The sequence below is a fragment of the Formosa sp. F44 genome, assembly GCF_056238645.1.
Genome location: NZ_JBWDLJ010000002.1, coordinates 424,527 through 445,132, shown reverse-complemented (window position 1 = coordinate 445,132; position 20,606 = coordinate 424,527). Strand labels below are relative to the sequence as shown.

At 34.7% G+C, this 20,606-nt stretch carries 14 protein-coding genes; 4 read left to right on the top strand and 10 right to left on the bottom strand.

What is annotated here, in order from left to right:
* The first annotated feature begins 109 nt into the window (after window positions 1-109).
* On the top strand, window positions 110-1,048 hold the full coding sequence (locus tag AC0UBM_RS06870) for an endonuclease/exonuclease/phosphatase family protein (RefSeq protein WP_434037396.1): 939 nt from the start codon (window positions 110-112) through the stop codon (window positions 1,046-1,048).
* Between the two features lies 1 nt (window position 1,049).
* On the opposite strand, the gene AC0UBM_RS06865 is transcribed toward AC0UBM_RS06870, so the two are convergent.
* Together AC0UBM_RS06865 and AC0UBM_RS06860 are read right to left on the bottom strand one after the other, a co-directional pair.
* Window positions 1,050-2,456, bottom strand: coding sequence for a DUF5689 domain-containing protein (locus tag AC0UBM_RS06865; protein ID WP_475688142.1), 1,407 nt, complete (start codon window positions 2,454-2,456; stop codon window positions 1,050-1,052).
* A 23-nt stretch (window positions 2,457-2,479) separates the two neighbouring features.
* Window positions 2,480-5,239, bottom strand: a complete 2,760-nt coding sequence (locus AC0UBM_RS06860; protein WP_475688141.1) for a carboxypeptidase-like regulatory domain-containing protein — start codon at window positions 5,237-5,239, stop codon at window positions 2,480-2,482.
* A 111-nt stretch (window positions 5,240-5,350) separates the two neighbouring features.
* Here AC0UBM_RS06860 and AC0UBM_RS06855 point away from each other — a divergent pair, with 111 nt between their 5' ends.
* Window positions 5,351-6,397: an endonuclease/exonuclease/phosphatase family protein gene (locus tag AC0UBM_RS06855; protein WP_475688140.1), complete on the top strand. Its 1,047-nt coding sequence runs from the start codon at window positions 5,351-5,353 to the stop codon at window positions 6,395-6,397.
* 38 nt (window positions 6,398-6,435) lie between these two features.
* On the opposite strand, the gene AC0UBM_RS06850 is transcribed toward AC0UBM_RS06855, so the two are convergent.
* The 8 genes from AC0UBM_RS06850 to uvrC form a co-directional block, all read right to left on the bottom strand.
* Window positions 6,436-6,879 carry a hypothetical protein gene (locus tag AC0UBM_RS06850; RefSeq protein WP_414035664.1) on the bottom strand — a complete coding sequence of 148 codons (444 nt, stop codon included), beginning with the start codon at window positions 6,877-6,879 and terminating at the stop codon, window positions 6,436-6,438.
* 102 nt (window positions 6,880-6,981) lie between these two features.
* Window positions 6,982-8,088, bottom strand: a complete 1,107-nt coding sequence (locus AC0UBM_RS06845) for a hypothetical protein (protein ID WP_475688139.1) — start codon at window positions 8,086-8,088, stop codon at window positions 6,982-6,984.
* An 11-nt stretch (window positions 8,089-8,099) separates the two neighbouring features.
* On the bottom strand, window positions 8,100-10,652 hold the full coding sequence (locus AC0UBM_RS06840) for a TonB-dependent receptor (protein ID WP_414035666.1): 2,553 nt from the start codon (window positions 10,650-10,652) through the stop codon (window positions 8,100-8,102).
* A 159-nt stretch (window positions 10,653-10,811) separates the two neighbouring features.
* The gene (pgi, locus tag AC0UBM_RS06835; RefSeq protein WP_475688138.1) at window positions 10,812-12,458 is read right to left on the bottom strand and encodes a glucose-6-phosphate isomerase; all 1,647 of its coding nucleotides are present in this window, start codon (window positions 12,456-12,458) and stop codon (window positions 10,812-10,814) included.
* Window positions 12,459-12,460: 2 nt separating this feature from the next.
* Complete coding sequence (locus AC0UBM_RS06830; RefSeq protein ID WP_475688137.1) at window positions 12,461-13,774, bottom strand: peptidoglycan DD-metalloendopeptidase family protein; 1,314 nt, start codon at window positions 13,772-13,774, stop codon at window positions 12,461-12,463.
* A gap of 335 nt (window positions 13,775-14,109) precedes the next feature.
* Window positions 14,110-14,895 (bottom strand): DUF3108 domain-containing protein, encoded by a 786-nt coding sequence (locus tag AC0UBM_RS06825; RefSeq protein ID WP_475688136.1) that lies wholly within the window; start codon window positions 14,893-14,895, stop codon window positions 14,110-14,112.
* A 266-nt stretch (window positions 14,896-15,161) separates the two neighbouring features.
* On the bottom strand, window positions 15,162-17,396 hold the full coding sequence (locus AC0UBM_RS06820; RefSeq protein ID WP_475688135.1) for a patatin-like phospholipase family protein: 2,235 nt from the start codon (window positions 17,394-17,396) through the stop codon (window positions 15,162-15,164).
* 4 nt (window positions 17,397-17,400) lie between these two features.
* Complete coding sequence (gene uvrC / locus AC0UBM_RS06815) at window positions 17,401-19,194, bottom strand: excinuclease ABC subunit UvrC (protein WP_414035671.1); 1,794 nt, start codon at window positions 19,192-19,194, stop codon at window positions 17,401-17,403.
* Window positions 19,195-19,305: 111 nt separating this feature from the next.
* Between uvrC and AC0UBM_RS06810 the strand changes: the two genes are divergently transcribed.
* Together AC0UBM_RS06810 and rimK are read left to right on the top strand one after the other, a co-directional pair.
* Complete coding sequence (locus AC0UBM_RS06810; RefSeq protein ID WP_414035672.1) at window positions 19,306-19,728, top strand: ATP-dependent zinc protease family protein; 423 nt, start codon at window positions 19,306-19,308, stop codon at window positions 19,726-19,728.
* A complete protein-coding gene (gene rimK / locus AC0UBM_RS06805) occupies window positions 19,728-20,606 on the top strand; it encodes a 30S ribosomal protein S6--L-glutamate ligase (protein WP_414035673.1) in 879 nt (292 codons plus the stop codon). The genes AC0UBM_RS06810 and rimK overlap by 1 nt, the downstream gene beginning before the upstream one ends.

Here is a 20,606-nt window from a genome sequence, read left to right as displayed (position 1 = left end):
TGATTTAAAGCACAAAGTTACATAATTGTAGGCTGAATAATTTTTATATTTTTAAGATTCCTATTTACCTTTTGAAGTCTTACCTTGCGATAGAAATTAACTTGATTACATGAAAACCATTGCCTTTTTTAATTTAGAAAATTTATTCGACATCACCAACGATCCGAACACTTTCGATACTGATTTTTTATCGACTTCTGAAAAACGTTGGACCTTAAAAAGATACGAAAATAAATTGTTTAAATTAGGATTAGCAATTTCTAGTATTGGAAAGACCGAAACCGGTATACATCCTGCTATTGTAGGTGTTGCCGAAGTTGAAAATGCAAAAGTGATTCAAGATCTTTTAGATTCTGAGCATTTAAAAGATATTCCTTACGGCTTTGTGCACTACGATTCTCCTGACGAACGCGGTATTGACGTTGCCTTATTATACGATAAAACACGCTTTACAGTAACAGATTCTGCTCCCTATTCTATTGTTTTAATCGAGGAAAACGGACAAGTAGATTATACCCGAGATATTTTACGCGTGTCCGGAATATTCGATGGCGAGCTTATACATTTTTTAGTCAACCATTGGCCGTCTAAACACGAAGAATCCAACGAGCCAAAACGTATGGAGGTATCCAACAAAGCTACCGAAATAATAGAGAGTTTAAAGGCAGAAAATCCAGAAGCGAAGATTATTGTTATGGGCGATTTTAACGACAATTCTGCAAGCGAAAGCGTTCAGGCTTTAGTGAATAATAATTCGCTTTTCAACCCTATGGAACAGCTTAAATCGTTTGATAGAGGGACTGTAAATTACCGATTTAAATGGGATGTATTCGATCAGTTTATGTTAACCCATAATTTTCTAGACCACAGACCAGGCACGCATAACTTTGGAAGTGCTAACATTTTCGATCCTGATTTTATGAAACAATACAAAGGGCGTTTTAAAGGTCAACCTTTTAGAACTTATGCTGGAAAAACCTACAAAGGTGGCTATAGCGATCATTTTCCTGTCTATTTATTATTGCGTAGTGTCCCTGAAGTAGTATAAATTATTTTTCGGTTAGTACTCTAAAGTCGTCAAGTTGATACGAACCGTCTAAAGCTTCATTCGTTCCAGAGCCGGTGACTCTAAATGCCACATAAAGTGTTCCTGAAAATTGAGATATATCGATAAGACCAGAATCTTTAAAAGCATACCATTCGTCGTATTTAGTAGGCACTTTTGCCTCTATTTCCGTCCAAGTGGCATTAAGTACATCTGTGCCATTAAAATCTGTAGACACCAACACTTCAATGGTGTTTCTTACCGATGTAATATGATGTTGTCCCATTTTAAAATTTAGAAATTCGTTATCCTGCTCATCCATATTTATACCTGGAGAAACTAACCATACCAGATTCTGAGTATCGGTAGCTCCAAACGTTCCAAATTCGGCATACCCATTTTTACTATAGATTTGTTCGGTCCATAACACCTGTCCTCGCTCGGCAAAATTAATCCAACCTTCGGTATCGAGAATATCTTCATCTACAGCATCATTAAAAGTCTCTTCGAAGATTATGGTAAAATCGTCTGCGTTTAAAGGTGTGCACCGCGGATTATTAAAAATAACATCTTGAGTATCGTTTAAAACTAAAACAAAATCGTCGCCTCCATAACTTTTAGAAATTATGCCCTTTATTGTACCGTTTTGTGTGGGTAAGATTTCATTTTTAAAGGTTGAAAACGAACTCGTTTCTAAAATAAATTCTTCGTAACTAAATCCTTCACAACGTTGCATCTTCCTTTGTGTATCAAAATCATCGATCGCATTAAAATACGATTGCCCTTCAAGACTCTCTGGAAATTCTACATTATTAATGGCAATATACATGCCTATGTAGTTTTCATTAATATCTGAAAAATTTAATTCTAAGGGTACCATTTCAACCGTTTCAGTAGAACGAAACAGATGTGTTTTAATCTGATTTTCGCTGAGTAACCCCACACGACTCCCATCTGCTTCCCCTCCAATAGCGAGGACTTCGGAAGCCGTTTCGCCTAAATATAAATCTTGCAATACAATATAAACTTCCCTTCCGAGGTTGAATTTATTATACGAATCGACCTGATTTAACACAATATGTATTGCCGCAGTAGGATTGCTAGGACGATCTTGAATATAGATTTCTTTATAAAAATTTCCTGTTTTATCAGACGATGTTACGTAACCCTTCACCACGCTATTAGAACTAAATTGAATTACCTCGCCAGGGACAAATTGTTGCTTTAAAGATGCTATGGATATTTCATTAAGCGTTCCCGATTTTAAACCTTCAAGAATAGTATTCAAACTTTTATTTTCATCTTCATTTAAATTAGAAGGCACTGAAAAATCATCATCCTGGACGCAAGACCACAACGTTATTAATATTAAAACACTTAAGATCTGCTTTATATTTCTTATCCTTTTCATCTGTCATAAAATTTTATATTCGTCTAAAACCTAACATTCACATTCGCGAAATATGTTGCTCCTCGTCCGTACCAGTATTTGGGACCAAACACGCGAATCGGGTTTTCGTTATCTTCTTTTAACTCTCTATAATTCGCATTCCGTCCTTGTTCAAATCCGCCTGTTTTATAGAGATTATCCAATAGATTATTAATGCTTACAAATAAACCGAGGTAATATTTACCAAATTTCCACGATTTTCCACCAATTAAATTCACGACCAAATAATCATTAAAGCGTTCTTGTTTTAAAAGCTGTTTTGCGACATCTTCATCGTAATCATTAAACGGCAGGCCATCGTCATCCAAATAAAAATTAGATGTTCTTGTAAGCGGACTTACATCTACATACGTACGCATTAAATAATTTGCAGTCGCCCCAAACCACCAATAATCAGGATCACTATATTCAAATCCGAATGAAAAAGCGGATTGTGGTCCTCCAGCAACTTTATAATTTTTAAGATTAGATTCTCCAAATTCAATAGCTCCATCTTGGGTGACAAAACTTGAAGATGTCAGGTATAAATTGGGGTTGTTATTATAGGTATATTGCCCTGAAGACGCCACCGCTTTTAATTTAAATGAGGATGTAAGTTTGGCCTCTATCCCTAATTCTAAACCATAATGAAGTGTATTTACACCATAAAGTACTTCTTGAACAAAGGCAGACGTTTCGTTAAACTCGATACCAGCAGATGTTAATCCGTCGGCATAATAAAATCCGATTTCGTTGCTTCCCCGTTTATCTATATAAAACCCAGTTAATTTAGATGTAATAAGTCGGGACCTAAAAATATAGCTTGCATCGAAAGCCAAAACGCGTTCTTCAGAAATATCTTTAACCACATTGTTGTTTTCTCGAGGGTTTGAGAAAGAACTTTGAATATTTGGTGACTTTGTTAAATATGCTGCATGAATATCCAACACATGTTTGGCTGTATACTTATATGTCAATCCACCTTTTACGCCATAACCGAGAAAGTTTAGTGCTTCACTTTTTCCTATTGAATTGTCTTTAAAAGCTTCATTTTGAAACAAGCCCTCGCGCTGATAATTGGTATGATTTACATGAACGGCCATAAAGTAATCGATAGTATTATATTTAAATTGCGCTTGGGCAAAGGCAGAAATCACATTTGCATGCATTTGATAATTGTATTTTATTGTTCCACCTTCTCCAATTATTGCATTTGGGTTTTGTAAATCGTATTGCCAACCGTCGAACGCATCAACATTTAGGTAACCCGAGGCCCCTAACAAATCAGTTATTTCGGCAAAATTATTAGAGATTAATTGCGAATAATTAAGGGAGCCAGTTAGTAAGATGTGATCGTTAAGCGCCGTATTTATAATAGAATTTACAGTAAACTGATTGTCGTCTGTACGGTCTTCGTATTGCACATATGCCGCTTCTAACCCTTGATTTGCATTAGTTATATTAGCATCGTACATAGCATTCCAATCTATTTGGCCATTGTTTATAAATTCGTGTTCCGAGAGATAAGCATTGGTATAATCGGGTTCGGGTTTTGCTAAGTAATAACTTGGTAATTTCTGATAATATGCGGGACTCGGGTTACCACCACCAGGATAATCTAACCGGCTGTGGCCTTGTTTTCCGAAGGTATAACTCAGGTTAGTTTGAAGCTCGGTTTCCTTATTAATATCCCAATAATGACTTAACATAAAAATAGGTTGAGCCACATCTTTAACTCTAGAATTTCGTTTCTCGCCATCTTGAAACCCCCAATACTCGTTATATTTGGTATCTCTTAAATCGAAAACTTCTTGGGTATTTGGCGATGATTTTCCGCGTCTGTTTGGCGTATAAATTCCTGTAAAATTCAGAGCTTGCTTTTGGTTTAATTTCTTTTCTACCGATATAAAAAAAGAATTGGCATCGTAAAATGTGGCATCTTGAAAGCCTTCATGTCCCCAACGCCTACCGATAGAAAGGGCATATGCCCAGCCATTTTTAACTAAACCGGAAGCATAACTAGCCATTAAACGATTCGCATAACTTCTATTCGAAGAGGTATATGTTAACCTACCACCTTCTCTATATTTAGAAGCACGCGTACTTATATTTGTCGTTCCCAATACACCTCCAAAATTTAGTGTGGACGGTGCTAAGCCGAATCCGAATTCCTGATTGCGCAGCACATCGTTAATACCTCCCCAATTACTCCATTGCATTCTACCATTAAACATAGAATTCATTTCGATTCCATTAATTAACAGTTTGCCTTCGCTTGAATCCAATCCACGAATTTTAAAGAAGGAGCCACTAAACTCGAATGCTGCAGTACGTTGAAATACATCTTGAGAAGCTTGCAATAACCCGGAAATATTATCGGCAGCACTTGTATCTTCATTTAATTCGTCGTCTGTTAATACAATAGTGTATAAATCTTGACTAGAGGTCGCGTCTATTTTCAAAAACATATCGTCTATATGTAAAGGCACGCCCTCATTTATAATTATCGGGTAACGCTTACCAACATAACCGGGTTTAGAAACATGTAAAATGTATTCTCCAAAAATGGTCGGATTTTTTATTTTAAAAGCTCCAGAAGCACTGGTTTCGGCACTTAGGTTTGTACTCTCAATTTGAATACTAACATTGGGTAATGGTTGGAAAGACAACGCATCTTTAACACTTCCAGAAACGTCTTGATTTTGCGATAAAACGGATTGAAATACAATAAAAACACAACAAAAGGCGAGGATAGTTTTCTCCATTAAAACAACATTTAAAACTCATTACTTTCTAACTATCAAACACTTAGGGTCTATTAATTTAATAATTTTTATTTAAAAAACACTATATTTAGGTTATATATTTAATTCAGGATGAACAAGTTAAAGTATATTTTATGGATAATCTGCCTTATTAACACAGCATTAATTTGCGCCCAAAAGCGGGAATTTTCAATACATACTATTGCGTTTTATAACCTTGAAAATTTATTCGATACTGAAGACGATCCTACCATTTTTGATGAAAGTAGTCCGATTATGGAACTCGCAGAAAACCGTTCTGAAGTATACGCTATGAAGATTAAAAACATGTCCCGTGTGATCTCGGATATTGGATTTGAAAAAACCGGAAACGCTCCCGCTATTTTAGGTGTTTCGGAAATTGAAAACCGAGCCGTGTTGGAAGATATTATTAATGAAACGCTACTTATAAAATACGATTATGCCATTGTACATTTTGACTCTCCAGACCGCAGAGGCATAGACGTAGGTTTAATTTATCAAAAAAACCTATTTACACCAATTTCCACATCAAACCATACGCTTTACTTAAAAGACGAACTTAAAGGCACTCCTATTTATACGCGAGATCAATTGGTGGTAAGTGGACTTTTACAAGGCGACTTGATTCATATTATAGTAAACCATTGGCCCTCTAGACGTGGTGGGGAAACAAAGAGCAATCCAAAACGTATGGCCGCAGCAACATTAAATAAACATATTATAGACTCGTTACAAAGCAAAGATCCTTATGCTAAGATAATTACAATGGGTGATTTTAATGACGATCCTACCAACTCTAGCTTTAAAACGGTATTAAAGACTCAAAAAAAGAAAAGCAAAGTGGGCCTAAAAGGCATTTACAACCCCATGGAGCAACTTTACAGCGATGGCTTTGGCACAACTGCGTATCGAGACAAATGGAGCCTCTTCGATCAGATTTTAATTAGCAAACCTCTATTAGAAACAGACTTTAGTGTGTATCGGTATTATAAAGCTGGAATATTTAATGCACTATATCTAATTACTAAAACAGGTACTTACAAAGGTTATCCGTTTAGGAGTTTTGGATACGAAGGTTTTACAAATGGATATAGCGATCATTTCCCTGTATATATTTATGTTATTAGAGAAAAGTAAACACATAAAAAAAGCGACTAAAAAGTCGCTTTTAAATGTTATAATCCTAACCACATGCTCCATGGTATTCTAGATAGTAAAAGTACTAAACCGATAGAATAAAATATTGAGATGGTTTTAAATTTCGCATTAGACGATAATTTCGCTTTGTGTTTAGAATACCCCATTGTAATAAATACAAGTGCAATTATATTAATTATTGGGTGCTCTATTAAATATAATCTGCTTATAGAATCTTTCATAATGCCTCCCATTCCTAGTTCACTAAACAAAGCCATTCTTGGAGAAACTACATATAATATAATTCCTACTAATAATTGAATATGAGATACGATTATAGTAAATAAAGCCAATCTAAAATCTTTAGGCCCATATTCTTTTTTACTAACAAACTTAATAATACTATTTACCGTTGCTATAATTAATACAGCCAGTACTAAAAAAGCCCAATAGGAATGTAAATCTCTAATTACATTATACATGATGATGATTTTTTATTTTATTAAAAGCAAATGTAAGCAATTTAACGGCATAAAAAAACCATGTATTTCTACATGGTTTTATATTTAATTTAATGCTAAAAATTATTGTCTAACCCAAGCACCGTCTGTTTTAATCATAGCCGCATTTTCAGTGGTATTTGTACCATTGTATATGTCGTATGTTAAAATATATTTTTGACCATCTGCAGCAGATGGAGCGATATTGTCTAATAAAATAGCCATTGCAGTTTCGATCATATCTAAACTCCAGAAGTTTGTATTACCATCTCTTCTATCGAAGTTTTTGTAATACCCCATACTATCTGCAGGACTTTCAAAACCTGGCTCATTAATTAGTTGAGCAGACATATACTCGTAATCGGCAGCCGCTAATGTGTATCGTATTGTATTGTCTGGCACCCATGTTCCATTATCGTTTCCGAATTGCAAAGAACTTTCGGTTACCGATGGTATAGCGATCCATTCTGAACCATTATATACAAAAGGAACAATATTCATTTCATTATCTGCACCGCTCACGTATAGTTCATACATTGTTACCACACGATCGTCTGCCTTAGCATATGGGTATAACGTTTTTAAGTAAACAGAGATATTAAATTCTGCTACATCCTCACTTGAGAAATTAGGATAAGATTGTTCCATAGCGTTATATTCTTCGGTAGTAAACTCACGAACCATTTCCCATGAATCTAAAAGAATAAAATTGTTTGTTACTTCTGAAGTTGAACCTCCTGAATAATACTTATATGTTAAGTCTACCATAGCACCTCTTGTAGCATCTGGATACTTATACATAAGTAATTCTGTCATATCTCCTGCGCTATCAAAGTTTCCGTAATTAAACCCTAACGTAGCATAATCGTCATCTGTTACAGTGTAAGCTGTTTCAGACTTGATACTGTTTGATTGATATAGGTTGTATGTTACGAATACAGCTGATCCATTTCCCCAATAAGGAAATGCATCTGATAAAAATCCAGGAATTAATTCTTTAGCTTGGTCTTCAGAATCGAAGCTACCATATCCTAATTCTAGGTCTGCGTAATCATCGTCAGTTAATGTATAGTCATCAACACCAACAAGTGGTTTATCAGCACTATCAATGTCATTATAAATATCTTCCATAGGATCGCAACTCGTTAACATTGCGCCTACAACTACTAATAAATATACTAATTTCTTCATTTTAATTTTCTTTAAAAGTTAAATTGGGCTCCAACGCTAAATGTTCTTCCAAATCCGTAAAATACACGAGCATTTTCAGCAATAGAATCTGTACCATCAAAACCATTAGCTACATACTCTGTATTGAACACATTATTCATTCTTCCTACCAAACGAACATCAAAAGGTCCGAAATCTAAATTATGAACTAAACCTAAATCAAGTAATCCGTAAGCTGGCATTTTCCATGCATCAGGAGACCCAGCAGTACCTCTAGAACTAGGGTCGTATTCTGCATATAAATCATCAAAGTAGTTAAAATCTGCCATTATTCTAGTTTTAGCCATAAACTCATAATCTAAACCAAGAGCCATAGTTGTTTGAGCTGATCCACCTACATGTAAGCCATCAATAAATAAATCTACAGTGTCGATTAAATTCTGATCTTCATCATAAATTTCTACACCTTCTAAGTCATTATTCCATGTCCAATCTCCGAAAGATGCCATACCTGTAAGTTTTAACTTATCTGTTGCTCTATATACGAAATCTATTTCTAAACCTTGGTGAAGTGCATTTACTCCCAGCAAGTTTGCCGCAGCTAAAGATCCATCAGGTTGGGTATAATTATATGTTTCGGTTCTATCATTCCAAGCAGTTCTGTATAAGTTTACGTTAGCAGAAAACTTTTGTGATCTGAAACCGTATCCTAATTCCATACTGAAAATCTTTTGATTTTCTGCATCTGGATTAATTCTTTCGTTATCGAAACCAATAAAAGTAGCATCGAAACCTCCCGCTTTTTCGAAGTAACCAATATTAGCAAATACATTATGGTTTCCTGTAAGGTTGTAATTGGCACCCCCTTTAGCACTATAACCTATGAAGTTATACCAATCTGTTGATTGATTTGGATCGCTATCTAAATAGTTAAAGTAATCTACACGTTTAAATCCTGTGTTAGATCCAGCTACTGCAACAAATGCAGAAAGATCGTCTTTAGAATATTCTAATTGACCAAAAAGACCAACCCAGTTAACTAAACCATCATTATGGTAAGAATACGTGTCACCAACTTGGTAAGTTGCATTAGGGTCGTTTACATTTGAATCATCTGCGAAATAACGACCTCCTAATAAATCTGTTAATTCAGTATAATGAATACCTTTATATGTTCTTAAATCTAAACCACCTGTTAACACTAAATTATCTCCAATTTTATGATCTAAAGTAGACAATAAACCATACCATTCGTGATCGTTACGAGAAGCTCTTAAAACAGTTTCAGAACCATAAGCGCCTAAAGCTTCGTTTTCGTCTACAATCTTATCGAAGTCTGTAGGACCATAAACTCCAATTCTGTATTCAGAAACACCATTTTCTCCTAAACTAAATTTATTAACACCGGCGTAACCACCTCCACCACCAGATCCGAATGATGCGTATGCTGCTGTAGATAGTTTTGTTTGATCAGAAATGTTCCAATACCAGTTTAAAGAAATTTGAGGTTTGTTATAGAAGTTATCTTCTTGGTGAGTTACTTGCCCATTTTTGTAACCCCAGTCTGCGTTAAAGCGTCTTCCACCTTCGTTTGTTGCTCTGTAAGTCTCGATAGTTTGACTGTTTTGTCTTTGACCGTGACGTTGTGTTGCTCCAAAAGCACTGAAAGATAATTTATGGTCTTCACCTAATTGCTTAGAAACATTTACAAAGTAAGATAATGCACTAAATTCTGTACCATCTACATAACCATCTCCATCAATTTTGTAAGCAGAAACCGTAGCAGCAAATCCATTATCCATTAACCCTGTAGAGTATGAAGCGCCGTACTTTAAGTAACCATCGTTAGCGACAGAAGTTCCAATAGAACCTCCAGTTTCAACATCTGTAGTTTTAGTAATAATGTTGATTGTTCCTCCAATAGAAGGTACAGCCACCTTAGAAGCTCCTAAACCACGTTGTACTTGCATAGAGCTAGTAACATCGCCAAGACCAGCCCAGTTACTCCAATAAACATTACCATTTTCCATGTCGTTTACAGGTACACCGTTAATTAAAACAGCAACGTTGTCATCTTCAAAACCTCTTAGGTTAATTTTACCATCACCAAAACCACCACCGGCTTTAGTCGCGTAAACACCTGGAGTAGATTTTAAGATTTCAGGAAATTCTTGCGTTCCTAATTTTAATTCAATTTCTTCAGCTCTAATAGTAGATACAGCAACGGGTGTTTTTCTGTCTACCGCTACTGAAGCAATAATTTGAACTTCATCTAAACCAAATTCGCTAGACTCTAAAACAATTTTACCTAAATCTACATTCCCATTTACAGGAATTTCTTTAGATAAATATCCAATGTAAGACACAACGATTACAGCATCTGTAGTCTTTGTCTTAATTGAAAAATTTCCGTCAAAATCACTAGAAACACCATTAGTTGTTCCTTTCTCCACAACGTTTACTCCCGGTAAAGGCATGTTGGATTCAGGATCTACAGTAGTTCCTGTAACAATACTTTGCGCAAAAGACACAGTGCTACACACCATGATTATTGCAAAAAATAAGTTTTTTGTAATGTTCTTCATTTTTGTTATTTGAAATTAATTTTACGAGTGCAAAAGTAGTGCTAATTATTATTCTACTATTACGTAAATGTTAAGATTTTTAACATTCGGCAATATACAGATAATGCACCTAATAACAAAAAGGATGAACTTTTAGAGTATTTTTTACGTCTTTATAGGTTATTGACGTCCTTTTTTATAAAAGTTTAAAAGATTAAGAGTGGAATTGTCATGTTCGTAATTTTCACTACCATCAAATTCTTTTAAAATTTTACTTGCAAGTTGCTTTCCTAGCTCTACACCCCACTGATCGTAGCTAAAAATGTTCCAAATCACCCCTTGAACGAAAATTTTATGCTCGTACATCGCGATTAATTTACCTAAACTAGCAGGTGTAAGTTTCTTTATAAAAAGCGTATTTGTAGGTTTATTACCTTCAAAAACTTTAAATGGAAGTAATTTTAATTTTTCGGCTTCAGATAAATTCTGAGTAGCCATTTCAGACAATACCTCTTCCTCTGTCTTTCCGTTAAGCAACGCTTCTGTTTGCGCTAAGAAATTAGACATTAATTTATCTTGGTGATCTGAATTGCCATGTAAAGACTCTACATAACCAATAAAATCGGCTGGAATTAATTTTGTCCCTTGGTGAATTAATTGAAAAAAGGCATGTTGCGAATTTGTACCTGGTTCTCCCCAAATTAAAGTCCCCGTTTGATAATTTACGCGATCGCCATTTCGATCTATGCTTTTACCATTACTCTCCATAATACCTTGTTGCAAATAAGTAGCAAACTGCGTTAAATATTGGCTATAACCAATTACAGCTTCACTTTCTGCATTAAAGAAATTATTGTACCATACGCTTAATAAAGCGAGTACAACAGGAATATTTTTATCGAAATCTGTAGTTCTAAAATGCTCGTCCATGTCGTGAGCACCTTCTAACAAACTTTCAAAGTTTTTGTAACCAACGGCTAAACTAATCGTTAAACCTACAGCACTCCACAATGAAAAACGTCCACCAACCCAATTCCACATCGGGAAAATATTGGCTTCGTCAATACCAAATTCTTTTACTTTTTCGATATTGGTAGATACAGCCACAAAATGACTAGCTACAGCTTCCTGATTGGCATGTTCTAAAAACCAAGTACGTAAGGTATTGGCATTAGATAATGTTTCTTGAGTGGTAAAGGTTTTAGACACCACAACAAATAAGGTTGTTTCTGGGTCTAGGGTTTTAATCACTTCGTTTACATGATCTCCATCTACATTACTTACAAAATGTGTGGTTAAGTGATTTTTATAATATTGTAGCGATTCTACCACCATGGCAGGACCAAGGTCTGAACCTCCAATTCCAATATTTACTATATCGGTAAATGCTTTACCTGTAAATCCTTTTAATTCACCATTTACAACTTTGTTTGTAAAGGTTTCTATTTCGGCTTTTACTCTATATATTTCCGGCATTACATCTTCGCCATCTACTAAAACTTTAGCCGATTTTGGAGCTCTTAAAGCCGTATGTAACACTTCACGTCCTTCAGTTTCATTAATAACATCTCCAGAGAAATAACCTTGCATTGCATCTTTCAACTTCACCTCATCTGCTAACTGAAGCAAATATTTCATTGTCTCTTCAGTTATTCTGTTTTTTGAAAAATCTACATAAAAATCCTCCCAAATTATGGTGTTTTTATCTGCGCGATCAGGATCGTTTGCAAATAAATCCTTCATATGGGTGTTTTTAATGTCTTCAAAATGGTTTTGAAGATTTTTCCATGCTTCTGTAGTGGTTGGGTTGATAGTTGGTAATGCCATGATTAATATCCTTGTGTTATTAAATTTTGTTCTGGTTTATGCTGTGGCACGCCCTTAAACGGTACAGCATCTATTTGTATTTTAATAGGTTTAATATACTCTAAATATTTAACTTTTAAATTTTCTGAAATCGGTTCGGCTGCAGGTAACTTTTGTTTAAACGGATCGACTTGAACTCCATTTTTCCAAAAACGGTAACACACGTGTGGCCCAGAGGTATTTCCTGTCATTCCGACCCAACCAATTACATCGCCTTGTTTAACGTATTCCCCTTCTTTAACTTTACGTTTCTGCATGTGAAGATATTGTGTTTCGTAAATTTTATTGTGACGAATTTTCACATAATTCCCATTTCCTCCAGTGTAACTCGATTTTGTAACACGACCGCTTGCAGTTGCCACAATAGGCGTCCCAATATTAGCAGCAAAATCGGTTCCTTTGTGCGGACGCACTCGATTACCGTATAAAGCAATTCGTCTATTTAAATTAAATCGTGACGAAATACGCTTATATTCTACCGGTGCCTTTAAGAAGGCACGACGTAAGGTTTTAGCTTCCTCGTTGTAGAAATCTGTAATACCATTTACCGGATCGGTTTCAAACTCGAAAGCGTAAAATGGCTCTGTATTATGCTGAAAATATGCCGCTTTTATTTTATCTATTCCAGCATAAATTGTATCGTCAATATATTTGTCGGTATAAATCACTTTAAAACGATCTCCTTTTTGAAGTCTTGTAAAGTCGATAGTCCACGCATAAATATCCGACATTTTATATGCCAAAATAAGGCTTAAACCATCATCGGCTAGAGTTTGCGAGATGTTACTATTTATAACACCAGAATATTCCTTTTCAACATATTTTATAGGCTTTCTACTTGTAAAAGCATGAATACTATCGTGAAAATTCACTACAACATATTCTTCCTTATTAGGCTGATAAATAAAACTTCTAGGGGTTTCTAAGGAATCTTTAGCGCAAAGGAGTGTGTAAGGTTTCCCGATTTGGATTTTTCTAATATCGAAACTATCTCTTGCTGTTTCTGCAATCTCGTAAATTTTAGAAAAGCCCACATTGTTACTTTCTAAAATTTTTCCAAAACTATCTCCCGCTTTAACCGTATCTCTTTTTACGACGTAATCGTTTAAATTAAATCCAAATTCGTAAACATCAGGGACAAGAATCTCTTTTTCTACTACTGCTAAATCTTCGTTAGTTTGTTTTTCGGGGTCACTTTTACAACTTATAAAACCTAGTGTGACAGCCAAAAGGAGTGTACACTTCTGACCCAATCTTCTCATTCTTGTTTGATCCATAAATCCGGAAAAATATTTGCTTTTTTTGCTATTATGATTTGTACTGGTATGCATCAGATAAACAATGTTTAACAGCTCGACACAAAACCTACTTATCTGTGATATTCTTTTACTAACGCAGACAATGGTTAAAACATTGTGTAAAGATTAGGCTAGCTATAGAATGCCGCTAATTTAATAAATTCACTGTACTTAGTCCCTTCTAAAACTGTTAATAAATATCTTAAATCTACCCTTTTTAAAAAGTTTACACATCATAATTTAGATATCTCACCTCATTCTCACTGCTTAGGAGACTAACTAGGAATTAAAAATTAGCAAATAACAGAGTGTTCTTAATTATTAACTATGATTTTAAGGGGATATTTTAAACCTTTAAAGGCTGACAAATCAGCTCGTAAGGAACCGACTGCAAGATCGGCTTGAACTTTTAAAGGCATTCTATTTTTATCGTTAGAGACCCATAACGTTAAACTTTCTTCTTCTTTAAAAACTCGACCTGCCATAACATAAGGTCTAAATTTTAAAGCCACCATTTTTCCAAAATCAGTATCTATAGTTTCTTCACCTAGGTATTTTAATTTGAAACCATAATTTTCTTCATCAAAAAACATATTAACCGTTAACTCATCTCCAGCTTTAAGATTATCTAGATCAATCTCATTTCTAAAATAATAATACGTCGAAACCATATCCTGCACATTGGCAGCAATATCCATTTCTTTCTTAGTCTTATTCTTTTTATCGTGAATTAGTGCTTTTTTATTATCGTGATCAAATTCTATTTCAATGTTTTTGGTATGTCCACCTTCATCAATTTTTCTAATAAATTTATAAGGTGCGTAAGTTGTTTTGTCTATGTAAGTTTCGTAACGATCGTCCACTTTAAAAAACCATTTTAAGGCTCCAGTTGTCCATCCTTTTCCTACCACATGGTATACAGTCTTTCCATCGTAATACCTGTTTTTAACTTCCAAAGTTGCTTCTCCTGCCTTAAGAAAACCGCTATAATTCATTTCAAATTTAAACCACTCGCCTTCCTGAAAAGCACTCTCTTTTTGAGCCGATACTTTTACGCCTAAAGTGATAGTAAACAAGAAAATAATAATTGAATATTTCATACTTTAATTTAGATTGGGACAATAATTCTTTAACCTTAATAGATATTATTTACATGTATTAACAATATCTATTCCAAATGTATTAAAAGATTAAAACTCAATCAATTTAAAAGATGACTCTAATTGAGATTTGTCATTAAATTTAGGTTAAACACTTTACATTTTTGATGCTTTTAGATAGCAAATTAATAATTTACTTATACAACACCCTATTTTAAGAGCAGTTTTCAAGAATCATTTTTAGATTTTACAATCAGTACAAATTACTAAAACCAAAAGCCGACATTAAAAAACCAGTTACTACTTTTATTTTCTGGCGAATACGAATATGTAAGTTCTATAGGCCCCATAAATGTGTCCCAGCCATAGCCTAATGCATATCCGGAATAATCGGGTAAAGCCAGCCAATCGATAGATTCGAAAATACCATCTCCGATATTGGCATAATTGGCAGCACCAAAAACATGATGTTTTCTAGCAAACTCATAGTCTAATTTAATCATGCATTTTACAAAGCTATCTCCAGAAATAGACAACCAGTCGTAACCGTAAAACGATTTTATATTGTTAATTAAATTATCTCCATAGCCACCTAAAGCAAAATCCAGAAACGGACTTTCATTTTCTCCGATTCTAAATCCGCCTTCGTTAGTGATACGAGCAGACAACTTTTTAGATATTTTAAATGCGTAACCTAAATCTGCTTTTGCAATAGAAAACTCGGTGAAATTATCGTTAAAGGCAGACGAATAGAGATACAAGTGAAAATCGCCATTAAAATAAAAGCCTTCTGTAGGGAAGTATTTATTATCGTAAGAATCGTAATTTAACTTACCATAGAAACTAAAATAATGCGAATCTTCAAACACTCTATTAGAGTTATCGGGACTATCGGAAACGGTTTCCGATTCAATTTTTAGATACTTAAGCTCAGATCCTAAACTTAATGTCATATCATTAAAAAACTGAGTTTGAACATAGAACTGATTTGTAAAATCTTGTAATTCGACATCTATCTTATTAATCCCCAAATCTTTTGCGTTTTCTAAATAAAGGACAGAACTTACATTTTTATTAAATTGGTTATATCTAGATTTTACGCCTATACTCCAATAAAATCCTTTATCGATATAATATTCAAAATTATAACGCAAATTATCTCCTAAAATTAAATCCAGAGACGCAACGTCATTCTTAGTAAACAGCCGCTTTCTTGTCACATTTACCAGCGCCGCACTTTTATACAAATCGTCGTAATGCAATGCAAACTTAAGCGCCGTTTTTCGAGAGCTCTCCTTTACATATGCAATTAAATCGTATCCCTCTTTATCTTTAGACGGCTTTAAATCGTAAGTAAAACTTTCAAAGTTATCGGTTGCAATAAGGTTGTTTACACCACTAGAAAAATCGAGATAGCTCACACGGGTGTCGTTTTTCAATTTTAACTTCCCCTGAATATAAGATCTTGTATACCTATCGTTGCCATGAATTTCAATATCATTTATAGAGATTGAATCTAATTGTCTGGCATAGTGACGTGCTTCGCGCTTTACAGTTTGATGTGTTGCAACATTCTCTAACTCTTCTACTTTTCTCTCCGCCGCCAACTCACCATTTTTAATTATCGCGGCACCTTCGTTAAATGAAATAACATTAAAATTCTCAATATTCGGAGTGATGTAAATATCGGTACCTTCAATTTTTTTGGCCATATCACTCAGTGTTCTATAGTTCTGAATCTGATATAAAATTTCGGTAGCCGATTGTAAATCTGTACTCTTAGACAAGCGATCTTGCACATCGACACCTATTATAATATCAACCCCTTTAGCGCGCATTTCGTCTAGCGGGTAATTATTTACAACACCTCCATCTATATACGATTTACCATCTATAATAACGGGCTGAAATAAAGTTGGTAGAGCCCCACTGGCCATAACCGATTGTGCGAGATTTCCTTTATTTAACTGCACCGCCTCACCTGTTTCTATATTTGTTGCCATACAAAAGAAGGGAATCGGCAACTTACTAAAGTCGGTTATATCATTAACACGCAAAGTAAGTTCAGACAACAAATTAAAAGTGTTTTGTCCGCGCGATAATGCCGTTGGAAGTCGCACTTTAAAATCGTCGAAAGGCAAGGTCACGGCATACCGTTCGGTATTTTCTCGCTCATAAAATGTTTTGGCCTCCCGTGGTAGATTATCAATAATGATATTATCGAAATTAATTGTTTTAAAAATAGAATCGATTTCTTTTCCCGAATATCCGGAAGCATATAAAGACCCTACAATGGCGCCCATACTTGTCCCCGCAATATGGTCTACACGAATGCCTAAACTATCAATAACTTTAAGGACACCAATATGCGCTAAACCTTTGGCTCCTCCTCCACTTAATACAACTCCTACTTTTACATCATTAGTGTTTTTAAATTTCTGTTCTTGAGCACGACCAAAAATCCCAATAAGAAAAACACTAAAAAGTAAGATGATACGCATATAATTATGGGGTATGATAATGATTAAATATTTTATTTGCTCTCGAGAATCCAACAACCGCTTCAAGGTCTTTTAATGATGCATTAGAAATGCGTTTAACAGATTTAAAATGACTTAATAATTCCACAATAGTTTTTTCTCCAATTCCTGGGATGGTCTCTAAGTCTGTATTTAAGGCCGTTTTACTTCGTCTATTTCTATGGTGCTCTATACCAAATCTATGCGCCTCGTTACGCAATTGTTGTATTATTTTAAGCGTTTCACTTTTCTTATCTAAATAAAGCGGAATCGGATCTTCCGGATAAAACAGTTCTTCCAAACGTTTCGCAATTCCGATAATTGCAATTTTACCACGTAAGCCCAAATCGTCTAATGCATTTAAGGCCGACGACAATTGCCCTTTTCCTCCATCAATAATAATAAGTTGTGGCAACGGTTGCTGTTCTTCTACCAAACGTTTATAACGCCTAAAAACAACTTCTTCCATAGAAGCAAAATCGTCTGGTCCAACTACTGTTTTTATATTAAAATGCCTATAATCTTTCTTACTCGGTTTTCCATCCTTAAACACCACACAAGCGGCTACGGGATGAGTTCCTTGAATATTCGAGTTATCGAAACATTCTATATGCCTTGGCTCTTCATGTAAACGTAAATCTGTTTTCATCTGCGCCATTATGCGATTAACATGTCGGTCTGGATCGGTTATTTTAATTTGTTTAAACCGTTCCATACGGTAATATTTTGCATTACGAAGCGACAAATCCAGGATGCGTTTTTTATCTCCTAATTGCGGAATTGTTATTCGTAAATCCTCTCCTAAACTCACTTTAAAAGGTACATATATTTCTTTTGAGTTAGAATGAAAACGCTGACGAATTTCAGTTATTGCCAATTCCAATAATTGTTTATCTGTTTCGTCTAATTTTTTCTTAATTTCTAAAGTATGTGCTCGAATTATTGAACCATAAGAAATTTGAAGGAAATTGACATATCCAAAACCCTCGTCGCTTACTATTGAAAATACGTCTACATTGCTAATTTTCGGATTTATGATGGTGGATTTCGCCTGATAATTTTCTAAAACATCAATTTTCTCTTTAACTTTTTGAGCTTCTTCAAACTGTAAATTCGCCGCAAATTGCTTCATCTGATTTTTAAACTGAAGTAAAGAATCTTTAAAATTTCCTTTTAAAATCTCTCGAATTGCAACAATGTTTTTATCGTACTCCTCTATAGATTCGTAATCTTCGCAAGGCCCTTTACAGTTACCCAAATGAAACTCTAAACAGACTTTATATTTACCCGCTTCAATTTTAGATTCAGACAAATCATAATTACACGTGCGCAACGGATAGACGCCTTTAATTAAATCTAAAAGCGTATGTATGGTTTTAAAATTAGTATACGGACCAAAATATTCCGAACCATCTTTTATAACTCTTCTCGTAGAAAACACCCTAGGAAACCGTTCTTTTTTAATACAAATCCATGGATAGGTTTTATCATCTTTCAATAAGACATTGTATCGTGGCTGATATTTTTTAATTAAATTATTTTCTAGAAGCAAAGCATCTGTCTCCGTTTCTACCACAATATGTTTAATGTCTGCTATCTTTCTTACAAGTACGCGCGTCTTCCCGTTATCGTGTGTTTTATTAAAATAAGAAGACACACGTTTCTTTAAGTTCTTGGCTTTTCCCACGTAAATAATCGTACCATTAGCATCGTAATACTGGTATATACCTGGAGAAGAAGGCAAGGTTTTTAGCTGTAATTGTAATGCGGTTTCATCCATAAAACAAAGATACTACAACAATATTAAAACAAATTTCATTGTATAAATTTTAGCAAAGATTATTACTCATTTCATTCAACTTTAAATATCTTTCGCCTTTTTAACACTAACATGGATAAACGTACAATTGGTCGCGTAGATAAATTTGATTTCCCCAAATTAGATCTCTATAATATTGATGTAAAAATAGACACTGGGGCTTATACTTCTGCCATTCATTGTTCTGAAATAAAAGAAGTAAACAACACCTTACATTGCACTTTTTATAGTAAAGGTCATCCTAACTTTAGTAGCGACGAAGTCATCTTTACCGAATACACATTTACCAATGTGAAAAGCAGTAACGGAATAAAAGAAAATAGATATAAAATAAAATCTGAAGTAATAATCTTTGGTAAAACGTACAAAATCAACTTAACTTTAAGCACAAGAGACGATATGCGTTTCCCTGTCCTTATTGGAAGACAATTCTTAAAAGGAAAATTTTTAGTTGATGTTGATCTTCAAAACCTATCTCATAATTTAAAAGCCTAATGAATATTGTAATTTTATCAAGGAACGCAGAACTTTACTCTACAGCACGTTTAGTTACTGAAGGTGAAAAGCGTGGTCACAGAATTGAAGTTATAGACCCGCTTAAATGCGACATTATTATTGAAAAAGAAAAACCTACTATATATTATAAAAATAGGTATTTAGATTACGTAGATGCCATAATCCCTAGAATTGGAGCTTCGGTTACTTTTTATGGATGTGCTGTGGTTCGTCAGTTTGAAATGATGAATGTATTTACTATCGTAACTTCAGACGCCATACAGCGTTCTAGAGACAAACTAAGATCTTTACAGCGCTTGAGTAAGGCTGGAATTGGCATGCCTAAAACCGTATTTACCAATTACTCGAGAGATGTAGAAGAAGTAATTGCTCATGTTGGCGGTACTCCTGTAATTATTAAATTACTAGAAGGAACTCAAGGCTTAGGAGTCGTTTTAGCAGAAACTAAAAACGCAGCAGAATCTGTTCTTGAAGCCTTTAACGGTTTACAAGCAAGAGTAATTGTACAAGAGTTTATAAAGGAAGCTAATGGTGCCGACTTAAGAGCTTTAATTGTAGACGGACAGGTGGTTGGTGCTATGAAACGCCAAGGTAAAGAAGGCGAATTTCGCTCGAATTTACACCGTGGCGGATCGGCAAATATTATTAAATTAGACGCTGCCGAATTAGAATTGGCTATTAATGCCGCAAAAGCTTTAAAATTGCCAGTTTGTGGCGTAGACATGCTACAATCTGCTAGAGGTCCATTATTGTTAGAAGTAAACTCGACTCCTGGATTAGAAGGTATTGAAGGCGCTACAGGTAAAAATATCGCTAAAAATATTATCAACTTTATCGAACGAAATGCAAAATTATAG

Bases quoted from the DNA above. Each gene is read 5' to 3' on its own strand.
- AC0UBM_RS06870 (WP_434037396.1), top strand. From the start codon at position 110: ATGAAAACCATTGCCTTTTTTAATTTAGAAAATTTATTCGACATCACC.
- AC0UBM_RS06865 (WP_475688142.1), bottom strand. From the start codon at position 2,456: ATGAAAAGGATAAGAAATATAAAGCAGATCTTAAGTGTTTTAATATTA.
- AC0UBM_RS06860 (WP_475688141.1), bottom strand. From the start codon at position 5,239: ATGGAGAAAACTATCCTCGCCTTTTGTTGTGTTTTTATTGTATTTCAA.
- AC0UBM_RS06855 (WP_475688140.1), top strand. From the start codon at position 5,351: ATGAACAAGTTAAAGTATATTTTATGGATAATCTGCCTTATTAACACA.
- AC0UBM_RS06850 (WP_414035664.1), bottom strand. From the start codon at position 6,879: ATGTATAATGTAATTAGAGATTTACATTCCTATTGGGCTTTTTTAGTA.
- AC0UBM_RS06845 (WP_475688139.1), bottom strand. From the start codon at position 8,088: ATGAAGAAATTAGTATATTTATTAGTAGTTGTAGGCGCAATGTTAACG.
- AC0UBM_RS06840 (WP_414035666.1), bottom strand. From the start codon at position 10,652: ATGAAGAACATTACAAAAAACTTATTTTTTGCAATAATCATGGTGTGT.
- pgi (WP_475688138.1), bottom strand. From the start codon at position 12,458: ATGGCATTACCAACTATCAACCCAACCACTACAGAAGCATGGAAAAAT.
- AC0UBM_RS06830 (WP_475688137.1), bottom strand. From the start codon at position 13,774: ATGGATCAAACAAGAATGAGAAGATTGGGTCAGAAGTGTACACTCCTT.
- AC0UBM_RS06825 (WP_475688136.1), bottom strand. From the start codon at position 14,895: ATGAAATATTCAATTATTATTTTCTTGTTTACTATCACTTTAGGCGTA.
- AC0UBM_RS06820 (WP_475688135.1), bottom strand. From the start codon at position 17,396: ATGCGTATCATCTTACTTTTTAGTGTTTTTCTTATTGGGATTTTTGGT.
- uvrC (WP_414035671.1), bottom strand. From the start codon at position 19,194: ATGGATGAAACCGCATTACAATTACAGCTAAAAACCTTGCCTTCTTCT.
- AC0UBM_RS06810 (WP_414035672.1), top strand. From the start codon at position 19,306: ATGGATAAACGTACAATTGGTCGCGTAGATAAATTTGATTTCCCCAAA.
- rimK (WP_414035673.1), top strand. From the start codon at position 19,728: ATGAATATTGTAATTTTATCAAGGAACGCAGAACTTTACTCTACAGCA.